Source organism: Pseudomonas sp. GW821-FHT02C04 (assembly GCF_059421845.1).
In genome coordinates this window covers 71469-91055 of sequence record NZ_JBWKVT010000008.1, presented here as the reverse complement: position 1 = coordinate 91055, position 19587 = coordinate 71469, and the positions used below count along the sequence as shown (strand labels likewise).

The 19587-nt window shown below is 61.8% G+C and carries 18 protein-coding genes and 1 other RNA gene; 10 read left to right on the top strand and 9 right to left on the bottom strand.

The window, feature by feature from the left end; genetic code table 11:
• Positions 1-15 precede the first annotated feature (15 nt).
• From AC07VV_RS24790 to hemN, 7 genes are all read left to right on the top strand, one after another.
• Positions 16-204, top strand: coding sequence for a hypothetical protein (locus AC07VV_RS24790; RefSeq protein ID WP_495037736.1), 189 nt, complete (start codon positions 16-18; stop codon positions 202-204).
• Positions 205-468: 264 nt separating this feature from the next.
• Complete coding sequence (gene ccoG / locus AC07VV_RS24785) at positions 469-1884, top strand: cytochrome c oxidase accessory protein CcoG (protein WP_495037735.1); 1416 nt, start codon at positions 469-471, stop codon at positions 1882-1884.
• A gap of 11 nt (positions 1885-1895) precedes the next feature.
• The gene (locus AC07VV_RS24780) at positions 1896-2435 is read left to right on the top strand and encodes a FixH family protein (RefSeq protein WP_495037734.1); all 540 of its coding nucleotides are present in this window, start codon (positions 1896-1898) and stop codon (positions 2433-2435) included.
• A gap of 133 nt (positions 2436-2568) precedes the next feature.
• Complete coding sequence (locus AC07VV_RS24775; protein ID WP_495037733.1) at positions 2569-5019, top strand: heavy metal translocating P-type ATPase; 2451 nt, start codon at positions 2569-2571, stop codon at positions 5017-5019.
• 22 nt (positions 5020-5041) lie between these two features.
• Positions 5042-5254, top strand: coding sequence for a cbb3-type cytochrome oxidase assembly protein CcoS (gene ccoS / locus AC07VV_RS24770; RefSeq protein ID WP_102686960.1), 213 nt, complete (start codon positions 5042-5044; stop codon positions 5252-5254).
• On the top strand, positions 5247-5930 hold the full coding sequence (locus AC07VV_RS24765) for a sulfite exporter TauE/SafE family protein (protein ID WP_039770036.1): 684 nt from the start codon (positions 5247-5249) through the stop codon (positions 5928-5930). Before ccoS ends, AC07VV_RS24765 begins: the two co-directional genes overlap by 8 nt.
• An 84-nt stretch (positions 5931-6014) precedes the next feature.
• Positions 6015-7397, top strand: a complete 1383-nt coding sequence (hemN, locus tag AC07VV_RS24760; protein WP_495037732.1) for an oxygen-independent coproporphyrinogen III oxidase — start codon at positions 6015-6017, stop codon at positions 7395-7397.
• On the opposite strand, the gene AC07VV_RS24755 is transcribed toward hemN, so the two are convergent.
• Positions 7394-7876 (bottom strand): hypothetical protein, encoded by a 483-nt coding sequence (locus AC07VV_RS24755; RefSeq protein WP_096822491.1) that lies wholly within the window; start codon positions 7874-7876, stop codon positions 7394-7396. The genes hemN and AC07VV_RS24755 overlap by 4 nt on opposite strands.
• 155 nt (positions 7877-8031) lie before the next feature.
• Here AC07VV_RS24755 and fnr point away from each other — a divergent pair, with 155 nt between their 5' ends.
• Both fnr and AC07VV_RS24745 read left to right on the top strand, forming a co-directional pair.
• On the top strand, positions 8032-8766 hold the full coding sequence (gene fnr, locus AC07VV_RS24750) for a fumarate/nitrate reduction transcriptional regulator Fnr (protein WP_007951654.1): 735 nt from the start codon (positions 8032-8034) through the stop codon (positions 8764-8766).
• Positions 8767-8844: 78 nt separating this feature from the next.
• The gene (locus AC07VV_RS24745; protein ID WP_003223345.1) at positions 8845-9393 is read left to right on the top strand and encodes an adenine phosphoribosyltransferase; all 549 of its coding nucleotides are present in this window, start codon (positions 8845-8847) and stop codon (positions 9391-9393) included.
• A 144-nt stretch (positions 9394-9537) separates the two neighbouring features.
• On the opposite strand, the gene AC07VV_RS24740 is transcribed toward AC07VV_RS24745, so the two are convergent.
• The 5 genes from AC07VV_RS24740 to dnaX all read right to left on the bottom strand — a co-directional run bounded on the left by AC07VV_RS24740 (position 9538) and on the right by dnaX (position 15100).
• Complete coding sequence (locus AC07VV_RS24740) at positions 9538-10686, bottom strand: acyl-CoA dehydrogenase family protein (protein ID WP_495037731.1); 1149 nt, start codon at positions 10684-10686, stop codon at positions 9538-9540.
• Positions 10687-10757: 71 nt separating this feature from the next.
• Positions 10758-11360, bottom strand: a complete 603-nt coding sequence (gene recR / locus AC07VV_RS24735; RefSeq protein WP_495037730.1) for a recombination mediator RecR — start codon at positions 11358-11360, stop codon at positions 10758-10760.
• Positions 11361-11426: 66 nt separating this feature from the next.
• Positions 11427-12461 carry an NADPH-dependent curcumin/dihydrocurcumin reductase gene (curA, locus tag AC07VV_RS24730; protein ID WP_495037729.1) on the bottom strand — a complete coding sequence of 345 codons (1035 nt, stop codon included), beginning with the start codon at positions 12459-12461 and terminating at the stop codon, positions 11427-11429.
• A 148-nt stretch (positions 12462-12609) separates the two neighbouring features.
• Positions 12610-12948, bottom strand: coding sequence for a YbaB/EbfC family nucleoid-associated protein (locus tag AC07VV_RS24725; RefSeq protein WP_249484516.1), 339 nt, complete (start codon positions 12946-12948; stop codon positions 12610-12612).
• 67 nt (positions 12949-13015) lie between these two features.
• On the bottom strand, positions 13016-15100 hold the full coding sequence (gene dnaX / locus AC07VV_RS24720; protein ID WP_495037728.1) for a DNA polymerase III subunit gamma/tau: 2085 nt from the start codon (positions 15098-15100) through the stop codon (positions 13016-13018).
• A gap of 145 nt (positions 15101-15245) precedes the next feature.
• Between dnaX and AC07VV_RS24715 the strand changes: the two genes are divergently transcribed.
• Entirely contained in the window at positions 15246-15995 is a 750-nt protein-coding gene (locus tag AC07VV_RS24715) for a substrate-binding periplasmic protein (RefSeq protein WP_495037727.1), read from the top strand.
• Positions 15996-16010: 15 nt separating this feature from the next.
• On the opposite strand, the gene AC07VV_RS24710 is transcribed toward AC07VV_RS24715, so the two are convergent.
• The 3 genes from AC07VV_RS24710 to AC07VV_RS24700 all read right to left on the bottom strand — a co-directional run bounded on the left by AC07VV_RS24710 (position 16011) and on the right by AC07VV_RS24700 (position 19573).
• Complete coding sequence (locus AC07VV_RS24710; RefSeq protein ID WP_495037726.1) at positions 16011-17966, bottom strand: hypothetical protein; 1956 nt, start codon at positions 17964-17966, stop codon at positions 16011-16013.
• A gap of 232 nt (positions 17967-18198) precedes the next feature.
• Positions 18199-18295, bottom strand: an RNA gene (gene ffs / locus AC07VV_RS24705) — signal recognition particle sRNA small type.
• A gap of 111 nt (positions 18296-18406) precedes the next feature.
• The gene (locus AC07VV_RS24700) at positions 18407-19573 is read right to left on the bottom strand and encodes a zinc-binding metallopeptidase family protein (RefSeq protein WP_495037725.1); all 1167 of its coding nucleotides are present in this window, start codon (positions 19571-19573) and stop codon (positions 18407-18409) included.
• Positions 19574-19587: the final 14 nt, after the last annotated feature.

Sequence of the window (19587 nt, the reverse complement as noted above, 5' to 3'; positions counted from 1 at the left end):
CAAGGAAGCTATACGATGAACGAACAACATCAGAATCAGGATACTGATCAGCCGATTCAAACGGGTGAAAGGGCGCCACAAAATGATGCGGCCAACAGCGACATCCTGAAACGACAAACTCGATCCGTCGCGAGCGAAGTCGCTACCGACAGAAAACGCAGCACCGGCGGGATCGACAGCCTTGGCGGGGGCCGGTTGCCTTGACCGACTGATGAAAGCGGCGGCAATGCCTGCACTTTTGCAGCGGAGCCGTCGCAATGTCAGCAGCACCTATCGTCTATAGTCAATTGATCTGCATCATGCTTTGTTACATTCGCTACACCATTCAAGATTTTTCCCCAACGCGACCAAAGGTCGCACCCGTTCGTCGGCATGACAGGCGTATCATTGCGCCACCGCAACACCCCTTTTTGACCCCGGCCGGCACGTATCGACCGAGGCATTTTTCCACTGCCGTGGGATGCAATGATGAGTAATCAGATTCCGGTACACGACGTCACGCCCCCCAACAAGAACGCGAACAACAGCGTCGACCTTTACGCCTCTCGAGAAAAAATCTACACCCGTGCTTTCACCGGCCTGTTCCGCAATCTGCGGATGATGGGCGGCGCTGCCTTGTTCCTGTTGTATTTCGGAACGGTCTGGCTGAACTGGGGCGGCCATCAGGCCGTGTGGTGGAACCTGCCGGAACGCAAGTTCTTCATCTTCGGTGCGACCTTCTGGCCGCAGGACTTCATTCTGCTCTCGGGCCTGCTGATCATTGCCGCGTTCGGCCTGTTCTTCATCACGGTGTATGCCGGCCGGGTCTGGTGTGGCTATACCTGTCCGCAAAGCGTGTGGACATGGATTTTCATGTGGTGCGAAAAGGTCACCGAAGGCGACCGCAACCAGCGCATCAAGCTCGACAAGGCGCCGATGAGCGCCAACAAGTTCCTGCGTAAATGCTCCAAGCACGCGCTGTGGCTGTTGATAGGTTTCGTCACCGGCATGACCTTCGTCGGCTACTTTTCGCCGATCCGCGAGCTGGTGTTCGAGTTCTTCACCGGGCAGGCCGATGGCTGGTCGTATTTCTGGGTCGGTTTCTTCACCCTCGCCACCTACGGCAACGCCGGCTGGCTGCGTGAGCAGGTGTGCATCTACATGTGTCCGTATGCGCGCTTCCAGAGCGTGATGTTCGACAAGGACACCCTGATCGTCTCCTACGATCCGCGTCGCGGCGAAAGCCGTGGCCCGCGCAAGAAAGGTGTCGATTACAAGGCTCAGGGCCTGGGCGACTGCATCGACTGCACCATGTGCGTTCAGGTCTGCCCGACCGGCATCGACATCCGCGACGGCCTGCAGATCGAGTGCATCGGTTGCGCCGCGTGCATCGACGCCTGTGACAGCATCATGGACAAGATGGATTACCCGCGCGGGCTGATCAGCTACACCACCGAACACAACCTCTCCGGCCAGAAGACCCATAAACTGCGTCCACGCCTGATCGGTTATGCCGTGGTGCTGCTGGCGATGATCAGTCTGCTGGTGACGGCCTTCTTCATGCGCTCGCTGGTAGGTTTCGACGTCAGCAAGGACCGCGTGCTGTACCGTGAAAACGCGGAAGGCCGGATCGAAAACGTCTACAGCCTGAAGATCATGAACAAGGATCAGCGCGACCACACGTACCTGCTGGAAGCCGCCGGCCTGCCGGATCTGCGCCTGCAAGGCAAACGCGAGATCAAGGTGCCCGCCGGGGAAATCTTCAGCATGCCGGTCGAACTGTCGAGCGCACCCGAACAACTGCCGTCGAGTACCAACGAGGTGAAATTCATCCTCAAGGATGCCGATGACGACAGCGTCCACGTAGAAGCCAAGAGCCGGTTCATCGGCCCACAAAATCGTTGAGAGAACTGAACATGCCCGCAGCAAACGCCGCAAGCCCTTGGTACAAGCATCTCTGGCCATGGATCATCATCGGGATTCTGGCCTGTTCGGTGACCCTGACGCTGTCCATGGTGACCATTGCGGTAAACAACCCGGACAACCTGGTCAACGACAACTATTACGAGGCGGGCAAAGGCATCAACCGTTCGCTGGATCGTGAAATGCTCGCGCAGAACCTGAAGATGCGCGCCAACGTGCATCTGGATGACGTGACCGGCGAAGTTGATCTGCGCCTGAGCGGCAACAGCCAGCCGAAGACGCTGGAGCTGAACCTGATTTCACCGACCCAGCCGGACAAGGATCGCAAGATTGTCCTGACTCGCAGTGAGACCGAAACCGGCCGCTACATTGGCCAGTTGAGCGACAAGGTCGAAGGTCGTCGGTTTGTTGAACTGCTGGGCTCGCAGGACGATCACGTGTGGCGGATGTTTGAAGAAGAAGTGGTCAGCCATGACAAGGATTTGTTGTTGGGTGATGAACCGCTTCAGGGTGCTGAAGACCTGAAGAAATAAGCCTTACTCTGATCGGTCCCACGCTCTGCGTGGGCACGCAGCCAGGGACGCGCCGCGTCCCAGCCGAAGCGGACGCGGAGCGTCCAGGGAGGCATTCCCACGCGGAGCGTGGGAACGATCATCGGAACGCCTCATGACCATTCCAACCCCCTGCTACCACTGCGCCCTGCCCGTTCCGACGGGCAGCCGCTTCACCGCCGTCGTCCTTGGGGAGTCCCGCGAGTTCTGCTGCCCCGGCTGTCAGGCCGTGGCCGAAGCCATCGTCGCCGGTGGGCTGGAAAGCTATTACCAGCACCGCAGCGAAGCCTCGGCCAACCCCGAAGCACTGCCGGTGCAACTGGTGGATGAGCTGGCGCTGTACGACCGCGCCGACGTGCAACAACCCTTCGTCCGCCACGAAGGCGAACTGGCCGAAACCACGCTGTTGATGGAAGGCATCAGTTGCGCCGCGTGCGGCTGGCTGATCGAGAAACACCTGCGCACCCTGCCCGCCGTGGCCGAGGCGCGGCTGAATCTGTCCAACCATCGCCTTCATGTGCGCTGGGCTGACGCCCAATTGCCGCTGAGCCAGATCCTCGGCGAACTGCGCCACATCGGTTACGCCGCGCACCCGTATCAGGCCGACCGCGCCAGCGAACAACTGGCCAGCGAAAATCGACTCGCCCTGCGTCAGCTCGGCGTCGCCGGACTGCTGTGGTTCCAGGCCATGATGGCGACCATGGCGACCTGGCCGGAATTCAACATCGACCTCAGCCCCGAGCTGCACACCATCCTGCGCTGGGTCGCGCTGTTCCTCACCACGCCGATCGTGTTCTACAGCTGCGCACCGTTTTTCAAAGGTGCCATGCGCGACTTGCGCACCCGCCACCTGACCATGGACGTCTCGGTATCGCTGGCCATCGGTGCGGCATATGTCGCCGGGATCTGGACCTCGATCACCGGGGTCGGCGAGCTGTATTTCGACGCGGTGGGCATGTTCGCGCTGTTCCTGTTGGCCGGGCGCTACCTGGAACGCCGCGCCCGGGAACGCACCGCCGCCGCCACTGCGCAACTGGTCAATCTGTTGCCCGCCTCGTGCCTGCGTCTCGACAACGTCGGTCAGAGCGAACGCATCCTGCTCAGCGAACTGCGCCTCGGTGACCGGGTGCTGGTTCAGCCTGGCTCGGTGCTGCCGGCGGACGGCAAGATCCTCGACGGCCAGTCGAGTATTGATGAATCGCTGCTGACCGGCGAATACCTGCCACAGCCGCGCACATTGGGCGATGCAGTCACCGCCGGCACGCTGAATGTGGAAGGTGCGCTGACCGTCGAAGTGCAGGCGTTGGGTCAGGACACGCGGTTATCGGCCATCGTCCGCCTGCTGGATCGCGCCCAGGCGGAAAAACCTCGGCTGGCGGAAATCGCCGACCGCGCCGCGCAGTGGTTCCTGCTGCTGTCGCTGATTGCGGCCGCCGCCATCGGTCTACTGTGGTGGGAGCTGGATTCGTCGCGAGCGTTCTGGATCGTCCTCGCGATGCTGGTCGCCACTTGCCCATGCGCGCTGTCGCTGGCAACCCCGACCGCGCTCACCGCCGCCACCGGCACCCTGCACAAACTCGGCCTGCTGCTGACGCGCGGCCATGTATTGGAAGGCCTGAATCAGATCGACACAGTGATTTTCGACAAGACCGGCACCCTCACCGAAGGGCGTCTGGTATTGCGTTCGATCCGCCCGCTCGGCGCCCTCGACAGCGATCAGTGCCTGAGCCTGGCCGCCGCGCTGGAAAACCGCTCCGAACACCCGATTGCCCGGGCCTTTGGTCGGGCGCCGCTGGCAGCCGAAGAGGTGCACAGCACGCCGGGACTGGGGCTTGAGGGATTGGTCGGCGAACAGCGCTTGCGCATCGGTCAGGCTGATTTTGTCTGCGACCTCAGCCACGCGCCTGTGCCGAAGATGCCCGATGAACCGGGCCAATGGTTGTTGCTCGGCGACGCTCAGGGACCGCTGGCCTGGTTTGTCCTCGATGATCGCCTGCGCACCGACGCCCCGGCCCTGCTCGCTGCGTGCAAGTCCCGCGGCTGGCACACGCTGCTGTTGTCGGGCGACAGTTCGCCGATGGTCGCCAGTGTCGCCGCCGAACTGGGCATCGACGAGGCCCGGGGCGGTCTGCGTCCGGACGACAAGCTGCAAGTGCTGCAACAATTGCACAAGGACGGCCGCAAGGTGTTGATGCTTGGCGACGGGGTCAACGACGTGCCGGTATTGGCTGCCGCGGACATCAGCGTGGCGATGGGCTCGGCCACTGATCTTGCGAAAACCAGTGCCGACGCAGTGCTGCTGTCCAACCGTCTCGACGCCCTCGTACAAGCCTTTTCGCTCGCCCGCCGCACACGCCGGGTGATCATCGAGAACCTGTTGTGGGCCGCGCTGTACAATGGCCTCATGTTGCCGTTCGCCGCCCTCGGCTGGATCACTCCGGTGTGGGCCGCCGTCGGCATGTCGATCAGTTCGCTGACCGTGGTGCTCAACGCCCTGCGCCTGACTCGCCTTCCGAGTGCGCCGGCCGTCAACGCTTCGTCAGAAACCCGCCCGCTGCCGGCCTGAGCCGCGCGGGCATGGAGTACAGATGCCAGCTCTCTACGTGATGATTCCGGCCGCGCTGCTGATCGTGGCCATCGCCGTGTACATCTTTTTCTGGGCGGTGGACAGCGGCCAGTACGACGACCTCGACGGCCCCGCCCACAGCATCCTGTTCGACGATCAGGACCCGAATCACACCGCCGCGGTAGACGAAGCCAACCCGACCAAGCCGGACGACAAGGCGCCGCCCCATGCTTGAACTGGCGCCGCTGTTGGTGTCTGCGTTGATTCTCGGGCTGCTCGGCGGCGGGCATTGCCTGGGCATGTGCGGCGGCTTGATGGGCGCGCTGACCCTGGCGATTCCCAAGGAACAACGCAGCCGACGCTTTCGATTACTGCTGGCTTACAACCTTGGACGAATCCTCAGCTATGCCACGGCCGGATTGCTGATCGGACTGGCGGGATGGGCGGTGGCCAACAGTCCTGCTGCGCTGTTCATGCGGGTTCTGGCCGGGTTGCTGCTGATCGCCATGGGCTTGTACCTGGCCGGCTGGTGGAGCGGCCTGACCCGCATCGAAAGCCTCGGTCGCGGACTGTGGCGTTACATTCAGCCTGTCGCCAATCGCCTGCTGCCGGTGTCGAGCCTGCCCCGGGCCTTGCTGCTCGGCGCACTGTGGGGCTGGCTGCCGTGCGGGCTGGTTTACAGCACGCTGCTGTGGTCGGCCAGCCAGGGCAATGCGCTGGACAGCGCCTTGCTGATGCTCGCCTTCGGGCTCGGCACCTGGCCGGTGTTACTGGCGACCGGCCTCGCGGCCGAACGGGTCACGGCGCTGTTGCGCAAGCGCAGCGTGCGCATGGCCGGCGGTCTGCTGGTGATCCTGTTCGGTATCTGGACCCTGCCGGGGCCGCACCAGCACTGGCTGATGGGGCACTGATCCAGGCTTGATGCAAATCAAGATGCCCCGCCGCGCCCTCCCCTAGACTCGCCACACTGCCAGCCTATCCGGGGGAATGCCCGCATGCTCGACGCCATTCGTTGGGACACCGATTTGATCCGCCGCTACGACCTGGCGGGGCCGCGCTACACCTCGTACCCGACGGCCGTGCAATTCAACAGTCAGGTCGGCACCTTCGACCTGTTCCACGCCCTGCGCGACAGCCGCAAGGCCCTGCGCCCATTGTCGCTGTACGTGCACGTGCCGTTCTGCGCGAACATTTGCTACTACTGCGCCTGCAACAAAGTCATCACCAAGGATCGCGGCCGCGCCCTGCCTTATCTGCAACGGCTCGAGCAGGAAATCCAGCTGATCGCCTGCCACCTCGACCCGGCGCAGAAAGTCGAGCAACTGCACTTCGGCGGCGGCACCCCGACCTTTCTCAGCCACGACGAATTGCGGCAACTGATGGCGCACCTGCGCAAGCATTTCAATTTGCTGGACGATGACTCCGGCGATTACGGTATCGAGATCGACCCACGCGAAGCCGACTGGTCGACCATGGGCCTGCTGCGGGAACTGGGCTTCAACCGGGTCAGCATCGGTCTGCAGGACCTCGACCCGGCGGTGCAACGCGCAGTCAATCGCCTGCAAAGCCTGGAAGAAACCCGCGCCGTGATCGACGCGGCACGCACCCTGCAATTTCGCTCGATCAACGTCGACCTGATCTACGGCCTGCCCAAACAGACTCCGGACAACTTCGCCCGCACCGTCGAGGAAGTTATCAGCCTGCAACCGGACCGGCTGTCGGTGTTCAACTACGCGCACCTGCCGGAACGCTTCATGCCGCAACGGCGGATCAACGGCAACGAACTGCCGAGCCCGACGCAAAAACTGGAAATGCTGCAACGCACCATCGAACAACTGACTGCCGCCGGCTACCGCTACATCGGCATGGACCACTTCGCCCTGCCCGACGATGAGCTGGCGATTGCCCAAGAAGAGTCGACGCTACAACGCAACTTCCAGGGCTACACCACTCACGGGCACTGCGACCTGATCGGCCTGGGCGTATCGGCCATCAGCCAGATCGGCGATCTGTACTGCCAGAACAGCAGCGACCTCAATCAATACCAGAACACCCTGGCCGGCGCGCAACTGGCCACCAGCCGTGGCCTGGTGTGCAACGCTGACGATCGCCTGCGTCGCGCAGTGATTCAGCAACTGATCTGCAATTTCAGCCTGGATTTCGCCGAGATCGAGCGCAGTTTCAACATCGATTTCCAGGGCTACTTCGGCGCGCTCTGGCCGCAGTTGCAAGGCATGGCAAAGGACGGGTTGATCGAACTGGATCGCGAACGAATCAGCGTGCTGCCGGCCGGGCGCCTGCTGGTGCGTTCGGTGTGCATGGTGTTCGACGCGTATCTGGAACAGCAGAACCGCCAGCGTTTCTCGCGGGTGATCTAGCTTTTCATCAGCAAGGTATTGGTTTTCAGGTTCTGGTCCGCGGTCAGGCCCGATTGATCGATGACCTTGGCCAGGGACAGATTGGCGGTAATGAGACCGTTGTTGAGGGCAGAAATGGCGCCTTTGAGGGCAGCGATCTTGGCGAATCGCTCTTCGTTGGAGAGGGTCTTGTTGGCCATCAGCGCGTTGATCTGGGCGTTCTTTTCGGCGATCTGCTGGCGCAACTTGCGAATCATCTTCAGCAATTGCTGGACGTTTTCCGGCAAGCCGCTTTCATCGATATCGCTGTTTTTCCCGCCGACACCGGCGGATTTTGCAATGGCGGCACCGGACAGCGACACTTTGACGCCCTCGACCAAGGTCGGGGTTCCCAACAATGCCGCGTCTGTGCCGGACTCATCGTCAACGGAGGTTTCAGCACTTTCCAGCAACGACGCAACGCCACTGTTACCGGGGGTCAGCGTGCCAATAGCAGTCATCGAAGCGGTTCCTTGCATGCCGTCAGATACCTGTTTATCGGCCGTCATCCCTGCGGCTTTATGCCGTGGAGGCAATCTCGCCACAGACTGGCCTGAATGTCCTCCCCTGGGTTACCCTTACGCCTTATGTGTGTTTTCCCACAAGGATTTAAGAAATGTCCGAGCCAGTTAAACTGCGCGCTCACAACCAGGCTAATTGCAAGGATTGCAGCCTGGCCCCTCTCTGCCTGCCACTTTCGCTGAATCTGGAAGACATGGATGCGCTGGACGAAATCGTTAAACGTGGCCGCCCGTTGAAAAAGGGTGAGTTCCTGTTCCGCCAGGGCGACACCTTCGATTCCGTTTATGCAGTACGCTCCGGCGCCCTGAAGACCTTCAGCCTGAGCGACACCGGCGAAGAACAACTCACGGGTTTCCACCTGCCGAGCGAACTGGTCGGGCTGTCCGGCATGGACACCGAGAAACACCCGGTCTCCGCCCAGGCTCTGGAAACCACCTCGGTCTGCGAGATTCCGTTCGAGCGTCTCGACGAACTGGCCCTGCAACTGCCGCAGTTGCGTCGTCAGTTGATGCGCGTGATGAGCCGCGAAATTCGCGACGACCAGCAAATGATGTTGCTGCTGTCGAAGAAAACCGCCGACGAGCGCATCGCCACATTCCTGGTCAACCTGTCGGCCCGTTTCCGCGCGCGCGGGTTCTCGGCCAACCAGTTCCGCTTGAGCATGTCGCGCAATGAAATCGGCAACTACCTGGGGCTGGCGGTGGAAACCGTGTCCCGGGTCTTCACCCGCTTCCAGCAGAACGAGCTGATCGCCGCCGAAGGCAAGGAAATCCATATCCTCGACCCGATCCAGCTCTGTGCCCTGGCCGGCGGCTCGCTCGAAGTCTGATCTCGACCCGCGGCCGAGCGTATCGTTTCAGCCGCGGGTATACTGCGCCGTTTGCAGCCCTGCCAGGACACCTCGACGATGGTCTTCGACTCCTTCGACATCAAATCCCTGATCCGCCCCGTGATCGATTTCCCGAAACCGGGCGTGATCTTTCGCGACATCACCCCGCTGTTCCAGTCGCCCAAGGCCCTGCGCCTGGTGATGGACAGCTTCGCCCACCGCTATGTGGAAGCCGACTTCACCCACATCGGCGCGATGGATGCCCGGGGCTTTCTGATCGGTTCGGTGCTGGCCTATCAGCTGAACAAGCCACTGGTGCTGTTCCGCAAGCAAGGCAAACTGCCGGCGGACGTGCTGGCTGAAGGCTACGCGACCGAGTACGGCGAAGCGTTCCTCGAAGTGCACGCCGACAGCCTGTGTGAAGGCGATTCGGTGGTGATGTTCGATGACCTGATCGCCACCGGTGGCACGCTGATCGCAGCGGCCAACCTGATCCGCCGCATGGGCGCCCGCGTTCATGAAGCGGCGGCGATCATTGATCTGCCGGAGCTGGGTGGCTCGCAGCGTCTCGAGGACATGGGCATTCCTACGTTCTGCCTGACGCAGTTTGCGTTGACCGACAAGTAAGCAACCCCGCTCCGCGACTCCCGATCGTTCCCACGCTCCGCGTGGGAATGCCTCAACGGATGCTCCGCGTTCGGCTTTGGAAGGGACGCGGAGCGTCCCGGGCTGCATTCCCACGCAGAGCGTGGGAACGATCAGTCACAAAATCTAAAGCCCCATCTGTTTGCTGATGATCTCGTTCATCACTTCCCGCGTCCCGCCGCCAATCGACAAGATGCGGTTATCCCGATACAGCCGCTCCACCAGGCTTTCGCGCATATAACCCAGCCCGCCGAGAATCTGCACCGCTTCGTTGGTGATGCGGTCCGAGGTGTCCGTGGCAAAGTTCTTGGCCATGGAAATCTCCTTGATCACACTCTGCCCCGCCGCCATTTTCGCCGCCTGCCGGTAGGTGAACTCCCGTGAGACTTCCAGCGCCGTGGCCATTTCGGCGAAGCGATGCTTGATCACCTGGAACTTGCCGATGGGTTTGCCGAACGCCTGACGCTCCCGCGCCCACTTCAGACTCTCTTCCAGCGCCAGTTGCGCGGTCATGTTGGCCATTAACGCCAGAGCCAGCCGCTCGCTCTGGAAGTTGCCCATGATGCAGGCGAACCCCATATTCTCCGCACCGATCAGGTTTCCCACAGGCACCCGGCAATCATCGAAGAACAACTCAGCCGTGTCCGACGCCCACCAACCCATTTTCTTCAGCTGCCGGCCAACGGTAAAACCGGGCGTGCCCTTCTCGATCAACAGCAGGCTGATGCCGCCAAAACCCGGCGCACCGGTACGCACCGCAACGGTGTAGTAGTCGGCGCGTACGCCACTGGTGATAAAGGTTTTGCTGCCGCTGACCCGGTAATGATCGCCGTCGCGGATGGCGCGGGTCTGCAGGTTGGCGACATCGGAGCCACCGCCCGGCTCGGTGACGGCTAATGCGCTGATTTTCTCGCCGCTGAGCACTTGGGGGACGACGCGATCGCGCACTTCAGGCCTGGCCCATTTGACGATCGGCGGCAAACCGATATCGAGCGAACCGAGCCCGGCCACCAAACCGCCGGAGCCGCAGCGCATGAGTTCTTCACTGGCGGCGATCTTGGCGAACAGATCACCTTCGTGACTGCCGCCCAGCGCTTCGGGATAACCAATACCGAGGATGCCGGCCGCACCGGCCTTGAGGTACAGCTCACGAGGGAAGCTTTCGGCTTCTTCCCACGCATCGATGTCCGGCAGGATCTCGCGCTCGACGAAACGTCTGACGCTGTCGCGGACCATTTGGTGGCTGGGGTCGAAGTATTCCTGGAAGGCGGGCATCGGCGAACTCCATGGAAGGGTTCGCCGAACTTAACCGAGCGCTTGCTTGGTTTTCAACAGGATTGTGTGGCTCAGAGGGAAATCGGCTTGCGCCCGGCAAACGAGTGAGCCAGCGTGCCGCCGTCCACCAGTTCCAGTTCGCCGCCCAACGGCACGCCGTGAGCGATACGCGAGGCGATCAGGCCTTTGTTGCTCAGCAATTGCGCGATGTAGTGCGCCGTCGCTTCACCTTCCACCGTTGGGTTGGTGGCGAGGATAACCTCGGTGAAGGTGCCCGCCTCTTCGATCCGCGTCATCAACTGCGGAATGCCGATGGCTTCCGGGCCGAGCCCGTCCAGCGGCGAGAGATGCCCCTTGAGCACGAAATAGCGACCCCGGAATCCGGTCTGCTCGACCGCGTAGACATCCATCGGCCCTTCCACCACGCACAGCAATGTGTCGTCACGGCGCGTGTCGGCGCATTGCGGGCACAGGTCGTCTTCGGTCAGCGTGCGGCACTGACGGCAGTGTCCGACCCCTTCCATGGCCTGGCTCAAGGCCTGGGCCAGGCGCGTGCCGCCGCTGCGGTCACGTTCGAGCAACTGCAACGCCATACGCTGGGCAGTTTTCTGACCCACGCCCGGCAGAATTCGCAGGGCGTCGATCAGTTGGCGAATCAAAGGGCTGAAGCTCATGGGGAAAAAGTCCGACAAAACAACGAGACGCGGTTTATACCCGCGCCTCCGGCCAGCGTCAAATCCTCAGTCCTGGGCGACCCGCACCACCAGTTTGCCGAAGTTGCGCCCCTCCAGCAGCCCGATAAACGCTTGCGGCGCCTGCTCCAGGCCATCGACCACGTCTTCGCGGAATTTCACCTTGCCCTCGCGCACCCACGGCACCATGGCGCTGATGAATTCCGGCTGACGGTCGCCGTAGTCGTCGAACACGATGAAGCCCTGAATGCGTACGCGTTTGGTCAGCAGGGTACGCTGCAACATCGGCAAGCGATCCGGGCCTTTTGGTACTTCCGTTGCGTTGTAACCGGCAATCAGGCCACACAGCGGGATCCGTGCCTTGGGATTGAGCAGCGGGACGACCGCATCGAAGACATGGCCGCCGACGTTTTCGTAATAGACGTCGATGCCTTTCGGGCAGGCCTTGGCCAGTTGTTCGGCAAAGTCAGGCGCCTTGTGATCGATACAGGCGTCGAAGCCCAGCTCCTCGACCACGTACTTGCACTTGTCTACGCCGCCAGCCACACCGACGGCACGCAGGCCTTTGATCTTGGCGACCTGGCCCACCACCGACCCCACCGCGCCCGACGCAGCAGCGACGACAAGGGTCTCCCCTGCTTTCGGCTGGCCAATGTCCATCAGCCCCATGTATGCGGTCATGCCCGGCATGCCCAGCACACCAAGGGCCATCGACGGGCTCGGCAGCCCCGACGGGATCGGGATGATGTTGCGCCCGTCGCTGATGCTGTGGCTTTGCCAACCCGTGGCGCCGACCACCAGATCGCCGACCTGGAATTTCGGATGACGCGATTGCTCGACCCGGCTGACAGCCCCGCCGGTCATCACCTCGCCGATTTGTACCGGCGCAGCGTAGGACGGTGCGTCACTCATGCGGCCGCGCATGTAGGGATCGAGCGACAGGTAAAGGGTCTTGAGCAGCAACTGGCCGTCTTCAAGCGCCGGCAGCGCCTCGCGCTCCAGACGGAAATTCTCCGGTGTCGGCGCGCCCACCGGCCGTGAGGCCAGCACGATGCGTTGATTGAGAGTCAGGGGGTCGGACATGTCAGCGTCTCCTGTGAATGTTGAATTCGGCGGTATAGGGAGCAGACCTTGGTGGCTTTTGCGCGTTCGATGTTTCTTCAGCCGGAAACAAAAATGCCAGGCGCAATGCCTGGCATTTTTTGTAGCTCATCTGCCACCCGAAGGCGAATCAGAACGGCAGTTTCATACCGGCCGGCAGGTTCATGCCAGCGGTCATGCTGCCCATTTTCGACTGGCTGTTGGCTTCGATCTGACGCACGGCGGCGTTGACGGCAGCGGCCACCAGATCTTCGACCACTTCACGGTCGTCTTCGTCCAGGCCCGGCAGTACGCTAGGATCGATGCTGACTTTTTTCACGTCGTGACGACCGGTCATCACCACGGTGACCAGATCGCCGCCGGCCTTGCCGGTGACTTCTGCGTTGGCCAGCTCTTCCTGCATCTTGGCCATCTTTTCCTGCATCTGCTGTGCCTGCTTCATCAGGCCGGCCATGCCACCTTTCATCATGGTAATCACCTCAAAAGTACTTGGATCAATACAGCGTCCGGCGATTTGCACCGAACGCCTTCAGTTATTAGCCCTGACTGACCAGGGCGTCGACAGGTTCAATAGTATCGTGTCGCACGACCGCACCGAACTGCTGCACCATCTGCTGGATGAACGGATCGCCGTGGATCGACTCCTCCGCCTCGCGCTGACGGTTGGCACGGCGCCGGGACGCAGCCTGGGCCGGGGTTTCCTGCTCGGGCTTGATCAGCTCCATGCTCAGGTTCAGCGTGCGACCGTGGTACTGGTTCAACGCATCGTTCAGACGACGTTGCTGAGTGGCGTTGAACAAGGCGCTGTGGGCCGGGTCCAGGTGCATCAGCCAGTTGTCGCCGTCGACCGCGATCAGCGTGCAGTTGGCGGCGATGCTGCCGGTCATGCCGGAAATCGGCAGTTTCGGGAACAGCTCCAGCCATTGCAGGGCCAGACCGGTGGCCGGCGCGGCGGCGGGTTCCGGCTCGGGCTCCGGGACCGGATCGGCCGCGTGTTCGCTGGCCAGATCGTCGAGGTAACTGTAGGCCGAATCCATGTCCGGCTCGATGTAGTCTTCGTCGAGCGGCGGCTCGTCGTCCATGTCCATGTCCGGCGTGGCGGCATCGACGTCGGCCACTGACGGCTCGGGGATCGGTGCGGCGGCCCACTCCGGTGCGTCCGGCACGACGCTGTCCGGGGTCGGCAGTGGCATCGGCGGCAGGTCAGGCTGCTCGGCGGTGGTTTCCAGCACCGGCTCAACCGCTGGCTGCTGCACAGGAGCCGGTTCTACCGGGTCATTCCACGGCAGATCGACGACTTCCTCAACGGCGACCGGCTCTGGTTCCGGCTCAGGCACGGGTTCAGGCGCAACCACCGGGGCAACCGGTGCGGGCTCGGGGACCGGCGCTGGCGCAGGTGCAACCACCGGAGCCGGCGCAACAGCCGCAGCAACTACCGGCGCAGGTTTCGGCGCGGCAGCCACTGAGTTTGCGGAATCAACTGTGGCCTGGCTGATCCCCACTGGCTTTAGCGGTTGCCTCGGGGCGTCCGCCGTGTCTGCCGGTCGGAAGGCCAGCATCCGCAGCAGGACCATTTCGAAACCGCCTCGCGGGTCCGGCGCCAGCGGCAAGTCGCGGCGGCCGATCAGACCCATCTGGTAATAGAACTGCACGTCTTCGGCCGGCAAGGCCTGGGCCAACGCCAACACCCGGTCACGGTCGCCGTGGCCGTTGTCGACACCTTCCGGCAGCGCCTGAGCGATGGCGACGCGGTGCAGCACGTTGAGAATTTCCGAGAGCACGCCGTTCCAGTCCGGCCCTTGTTCGGCCAGATGACGCACGGCTTCAAGCAACGCCTTGGCGTCGCCCTCGATCAGCGCGTGCAACACGTCATAGACCTGGCCGTGATCCAGCGTGCCGAGCATCGCTCGCACATCGGCGGCCAACACCTTGCCCTCACCGAAGGCGATGGCCTGGTCGGTCAGGCTCATGGCGTCACGCATCGAACCGTCGGCCGCGCGACCGAGCAGCCACAGGGCGTCGTCTTCGAACGGCACGTTTTCCGCACCGAGAACGTGGGTCAAATGCTCGACCACCCGCTCGGGGGTCATGTTCTTCAGCGAGAACTGCAGGCATCGCGACAAAATCGTTGCCGGAAGTTTCTGCGGGTCGGTGGTCGCCAGGATGAACTTGACGTAGGGCGGCGGCTCTTCGAGGGTTTTCAGCAGCGCATTGAAGGAATGGCTGGAGAGCATGTGCACTTCGTCGATCAGGTAGACCTTGAAGCGCCCGCGGCTCGGGGCGTACTGCACGTTGTCGAGCAGCTCGCGGGTGTCCTCGACCTTGGTCCGGCTCGCGGCGTCGATCTCGATCAGGTCGACGAAACGGCCTTCATCGATCTCGCGGCACACCGAACACTCGCCGCACGGGCTTGAAGTGATACCTGTTTCACAGTTCAGGCATTTGGCGATGATCCGCGCAATCGTCGTCTTACCGACGCCCCGCGTACCGGTGAACAGGTAGGCGTGGTGCAGGCGCTGGCTGTCCAAGGCATTGATCAGAGCCTTGAGCACATGGGTCTGGCCGACCATTTCGCGGAACGAGCGCGGACGCCATTTACGTGCAAGAACCTGATAACTCATCGAAAACCGTCGCGGCAAAGGAAGCAGAAGCGGCTAATGCTAGCGGAGCAAGGGCAAAATTGCATCCGGCGCGCTCTTCTATTCTGGCTAAGCTGCATGAGCGGGGGCTTTTGTCGGCTCGGGATCAGGAATTACCGGAGCGTTTATGCGGTGGGCCTTGGGGGCAATACTGGGAATCAGCCTGAACGTGATGGCCGCGGAGCCGCCGCTACGCTTCGTCGTTGCCGACAGCTGGGCGATGCCGATGGTGCAGATCGAACGCGGCCGCCCGACCCAGGGCATCCTCTACGACGTGATGCTCAGCCTGGCGACCCAGGTCGGCGTGCCGGCACAATTTCACGTCCTGCCCCGCGCCCGGGTGCAGAACGCCATGGAACACGGCGAAGTCGACGTGCGCTGCTATGCCGCGCAATCGTGGCTGCCGAACCTGTCCGGTGATTACATCTGGAGCATCCCGCTGTTCTTCCAGCGCGACCTTCTGATCAGCCGTCAGGACCAACCGCCCAACGCCGATCCGGCCCACCTGCCCCGCCAGTCGATCGGCACCGTGCTCGGCTACAGCTACCCGACGCTGCAGCCAATATTTGACGCTGATCGACTATGGCGCGAAGACGCGCGCAACCAGGAACAAGTGCTGGAAAAGCTGCTGGCTGGCCGTTACCGCTATGCCGTGAGCAATCAATGGACCCTGGACTGGTTCAACCAGCGCCTGTTGCCGGGGCAGCAACTGCAAGCCGTGGCGGTGCTGCAGGAGCAGCAGGTCGGCTGCTACGTCCGCAACGACCCGAACGTGCCGGTGCAGCGGATATTGAGGACGTTGCTGCGGATGAAAATGTCGGGGGAGATTGATGACATTATTCGGTTGTATACCGGTGCCCCTGAAAACGCTCCATAACCCGTGAATCGCTGATCAATGTCCCGCCGTATCGCGAAACTTTTGATATTCGTGATACTCGACCCACGCGACCACATCGTACGGCACGTAAAGCTTCAGCCTGGCACGGGAGATGGCGATGTACACGGCGCAGATCCGCTGATCGAACGCGTAGGCATCCTTGAATTTTTCGTTGGTCAGCAGCCCGGGGGTCAGCAGCACCTTGTCGAACTCCATGCCCCCCGCCTCTTCCGCCAGCATCAGCATGCAGCAGTTGTCGGCGTTGTCGATCATTCGGTTGAGTCGTGTCAGATCGGCAATCATGAAGCCGTTTTCCAGTTTGGCCCTGACCCGCAAAAATGACTCGTCGAACTGATTGGCGTCGCACACGGCCTGCCAGTCGGCCAAGTCGCTGAAGTACGGATGCACGCCGTTTTCGCTGAATTCGGAACGGTAGAAGTCCGGCTTGAACAGTTCAATGGCGGTGGCCATGAAATGCTTGAGTTCATCCTGCGTTCGTTTGTCCGGGAATCTGAACTTGCAGTTGGAATCGTGCAGGTGGATGGCCCAGATCATGGTGTCCCACGGCGATGCCGTCAGCACCACGCAACCTTCGGACGGTACGAAACCTTCCGGGTACTCCTTGATGACGACGTCAGCATCGCTGGCGCCTTCGAACGGAATCTTGCCCTTCTGCGAGTGCCGGGCGATCAGCGGGTTGACCAGCCTTTCGACGTTGCGGCCCGAGCGCACGGAATAGCTGATATCACTTTGGCGAACCTCTCGGTGGCGCTTGACCGGCACGCCGCTGGCCTGTTGGTACTCGTCGCCGAGGGTGATCAACACCTGGCGGCCACGTTCGATGATCTGCAACAGCGAGCCGGGAATGTCCTGGCTCTCGTCGATCAGCACGTGGGTGTAGCGCGCCGGCACCACGCAACCGGCAATGCAGGCCCGCTTGATCATCAGTAGCGCTTCGAACCCAGTCTGGCTGCCCCACGCCGGATTGAGCTCAAGGTAGCCCCACACCCGGCTCGAATACTCCAGCAACACCTGAGCGTCCACGCTGGAGAGCGGATGGTTGAAGTGCGGCAGATGCTTCGCGGAAAAAGTGTGATCGCGGAAGCGACAGTAGCGCTCGATCACCTTGAGACAGAGCTCAAGGGTCGCCTGCCCGTCGTGGTGGCGAAAACCGAAGATATTCAGTTCCTGCGCCAGCGCCTGCCGGGTCGGGATTCGCCCTCCCTCCGCCTGAGGCCTGCGACCGAGCATCAGCGACTGTGCAAACGCCAGGAAGGTCTTGCCGGCTTTCTTCTCGCTCGGCCCCACCATGCGCTGACGAAGAACTTCGAGCTTGGCCGGGGTGCGCGCCAGCAACAGAGTCTTTTCCGGGCGTAGATGTTCCAGCAACGCCACCAGCAGATGGCTTTTGCCGATCCCCGCGTAACCTTGAACGTGCAGGTCTTCATCCAGGTTGGCGCGGAAGGTTCTGACCAGTTTGTCCTGTGCCGGGCTCAACCAGCGCTCGCGCTGCCGGGGCGTCACTATCGGTTGGCTGAACGGGTCATGGCTGCGATGGCGCCGAACCTTGTATTCGAAATCCCACTGACCATCGGGCAACAAATAGTCGCGTGCGGACACTTCTTCGGTCAGCAGAAAACGCAGGTTCAGTGGTTTGAGAACTTTCAGGCCGAAATACAGTTTGCGCGGATCGAACAGTCGCTGTGCTTCCGACAGCAGGCCCGCCGTTGTTGACTGCCGCTTTTCGGCAGCCCAAGACAAGAGCTTGGCCAGAATCTTCTCTGCTGCCACGGCGCCGAGATCCTGCTCTGTCGTTTGCACCAGATTCTGGATGACCAGCACTGCCGCCAACTCCGGATCGGTCAGGGCTTCGAGGGCTTTGGCGCCACTCGCCTGCAGCAGGTTCGCGCAGGTTTCATCCGTGACGGGCAAAAACACGGGGCTGGATAAATCGGAATGTTCCGGGAGCATAAAACCTCGCGGCCAGGGTGCAGACCTTACAAGGTCGATCCCGGCCAGACTCTTCATTTATTTCGGTGGCTGCGAGTATGCGGGATTGAAGAGCAAATGATTACCCCGTGTCGGCGCCCTCGCGAGCAGGGAGTTTGGGGACGAACCGCCAAATCGCAGGCATAAAAAAACCGCAGTGGGCGAAACCCATGCAGTTCGGTGTTGAATCGTTCGATGTTCGTTAAGGTGGTAACCCTACCAGCCACACCCCGGCACACAATGTTCCCGCTGTGGCTGCTGCCTTCCGGCTCTGACCAGGTTCACGGGTAATCGTTGCGGGGGGACCGATAGGGTCACCATAACGACGCTCACCTGTCGGCGAGCCGCGCCATTGTACCTATCTGAGACGAAGTTACAACCGCTGGTTGAAGATTAAAAATATGAAGGGCTTCAAGCACTTGCTATTGCGCTTGAAGCACCTCGTCCGCCCGGCCGCCCTCTTGCTGGATCACCAGATGAATGAAGTGCAGCTTGGCGATCGCCGCCGGCGGCAGTACGAAGGGATAGAAATCCGGCTGGCCCATGCTGCGCGACAGTTCGTTGAGCATGCCGGCCAGTTCGATCCACGCGTTGACGAACGACAGGAACGCTGCGCCGCCGGGATGTTCGGGGTCGTACAGCGTGCTTGACGGAAACGGCTGGTAATCGAGGTCCATTTCCCGGGCGCTCATGCCGAAACCCAGCGCGGTGTCCACCGCGTCCATCATGTGCAGGTAATGCGCCCAGGTTTCCGCCCAGTCTTCCCACGGGTGCATGGTGGCGTATGCGCTGACGTAATGTTGCGACCAGTCGGCCGGCGCGCCGTGTTGATAATGCCGCTCCAGCGCCTCGGCATAACTGGCGCGTTCATCGCCGAACAGGTTGCGGAACGAACCCAGCCAAGGGCCGTTGTCGATCAGTCGATCCCAGTAGTAATGCCCGACCTCATGGCGAAAATGCCCGAGCAATGTGCGATAGGGTTCGTGCATCTGCGCCCGCACCTGTTCGCGGTGGGCGTCGTCGGCTTCTGCGATGTCGAGGGTGATCAGGCCGTTGGCGTGGCCGGTCATGGGTGCATTGCCTTCCAGATCGACGCCGATGAAATCGAACGCCAGGCCGGTGTCTTCGTCGACGGTTTTCGGGATGACCGGCAAGCCGAGACTGATCAGTTGTGCGACCAGTCGGCGCTTGGCGATTTCCACCTTGCGCCAGCGCTCGGGGTTTTCCGGGACGGACAGATCGGGGATGGTGCGATTCAGATCGCAGGCAGCGCACAGGGTGTCGTGATCATTGGCGGGCAGCAGCCAGTTGCAGGCCGCCGGGGTATCGAGGTTGGCGCAGCGCTGGAACAGTCCGGCTTCGGGGTCGGCGTCCAGCGTCCAGGTGCCCTCTTGCGGCCCCGGTTGCAGCGAAGTCAGGCGACTGTGTTCCGGTTGATAACCCAGCGCCGCGTTGCAAGCCAGGCACTGACTGTTGCGAAAAAACAGCGACTGGCCGCAGCGGCACGGCCAGACTTTGCTGTTGCGCGAGGATTCGCCCATGAACGGCGCGACGATGCGGGAACTGAGCTGCTCGAAAAAACGGTACATGGCGATCTCTCCCT

Coding starts and splice junctions, on each gene's coding strand:
- AC07VV_RS24790 (WP_495037736.1), top strand. CDS start 16: ATGAACGAACAACATCAGAATCAGGATACTGATCAGCCGATTCAAACG.
- ccoG (WP_495037735.1), top strand. CDS start 469: ATGAGTAATCAGATTCCGGTACACGACGTCACGCCCCCCAACAAGAAC.
- AC07VV_RS24780 (WP_495037734.1), top strand. CDS start 1,896: ATGCCCGCAGCAAACGCCGCAAGCCCTTGGTACAAGCATCTCTGGCCA.
- AC07VV_RS24775 (WP_495037733.1), top strand. CDS start 2,569: ATGACCATTCCAACCCCCTGCTACCACTGCGCCCTGCCCGTTCCGACG.
- ccoS (WP_102686960.1), top strand. CDS start 5,042: ATGCCAGCTCTCTACGTGATGATTCCGGCCGCGCTGCTGATCGTGGCC.
- AC07VV_RS24765 (WP_039770036.1), top strand. CDS start 5,247: ATGCTTGAACTGGCGCCGCTGTTGGTGTCTGCGTTGATTCTCGGGCTG.
- hemN (WP_495037732.1), top strand. CDS start 6,015: ATGCTCGACGCCATTCGTTGGGACACCGATTTGATCCGCCGCTACGAC.
- AC07VV_RS24755 (WP_096822491.1), bottom strand. CDS start 7,876: ATGACTGCTATTGGCACGCTGACCCCCGGTAACAGTGGCGTTGCGTCG.
- fnr (WP_007951654.1), top strand. CDS start 8,032: ATGTCCGAGCCAGTTAAACTGCGCGCTCACAACCAGGCTAATTGCAAG.
- AC07VV_RS24745 (WP_003223345.1), top strand. CDS start 8,845: ATGGTCTTCGACTCCTTCGACATCAAATCCCTGATCCGCCCCGTGATC.
- AC07VV_RS24740 (WP_495037731.1), bottom strand. CDS start 10,686: ATGCCCGCCTTCCAGGAATACTTCGACCCCAGCCACCAAATGGTCCGC.
- recR (WP_495037730.1), bottom strand. CDS start 11,360: ATGAGCTTCAGCCCTTTGATTCGCCAACTGATCGACGCCCTGCGAATT.
- curA (WP_495037729.1), bottom strand. CDS start 12,461: ATGTCCGACCCCCTGACTCTCAATCAACGCATCGTGCTGGCCTCACGG.
- AC07VV_RS24725 (WP_249484516.1), bottom strand. CDS start 12,948: ATGATGAAAGGTGGCATGGCCGGCCTGATGAAGCAGGCACAGCAGATG.
- dnaX (WP_495037728.1), bottom strand. CDS start 15,100: ATGAGTTATCAGGTTCTTGCACGTAAATGGCGTCCGCGCTCGTTCCGC.
- AC07VV_RS24715 (WP_495037727.1), top strand. CDS start 15,246: ATGCGGTGGGCCTTGGGGGCAATACTGGGAATCAGCCTGAACGTGATG.
- AC07VV_RS24710 (WP_495037726.1), bottom strand. CDS start 17,966: ATGCTCCCGGAACATTCCGATTTATCCAGCCCCGTGTTTTTGCCCGTC.
- AC07VV_RS24700 (WP_495037725.1), bottom strand. CDS start 19,573: ATGTACCGTTTTTTCGAGCAGCTCAGTTCCCGCATCGTCGCGCCGTTC.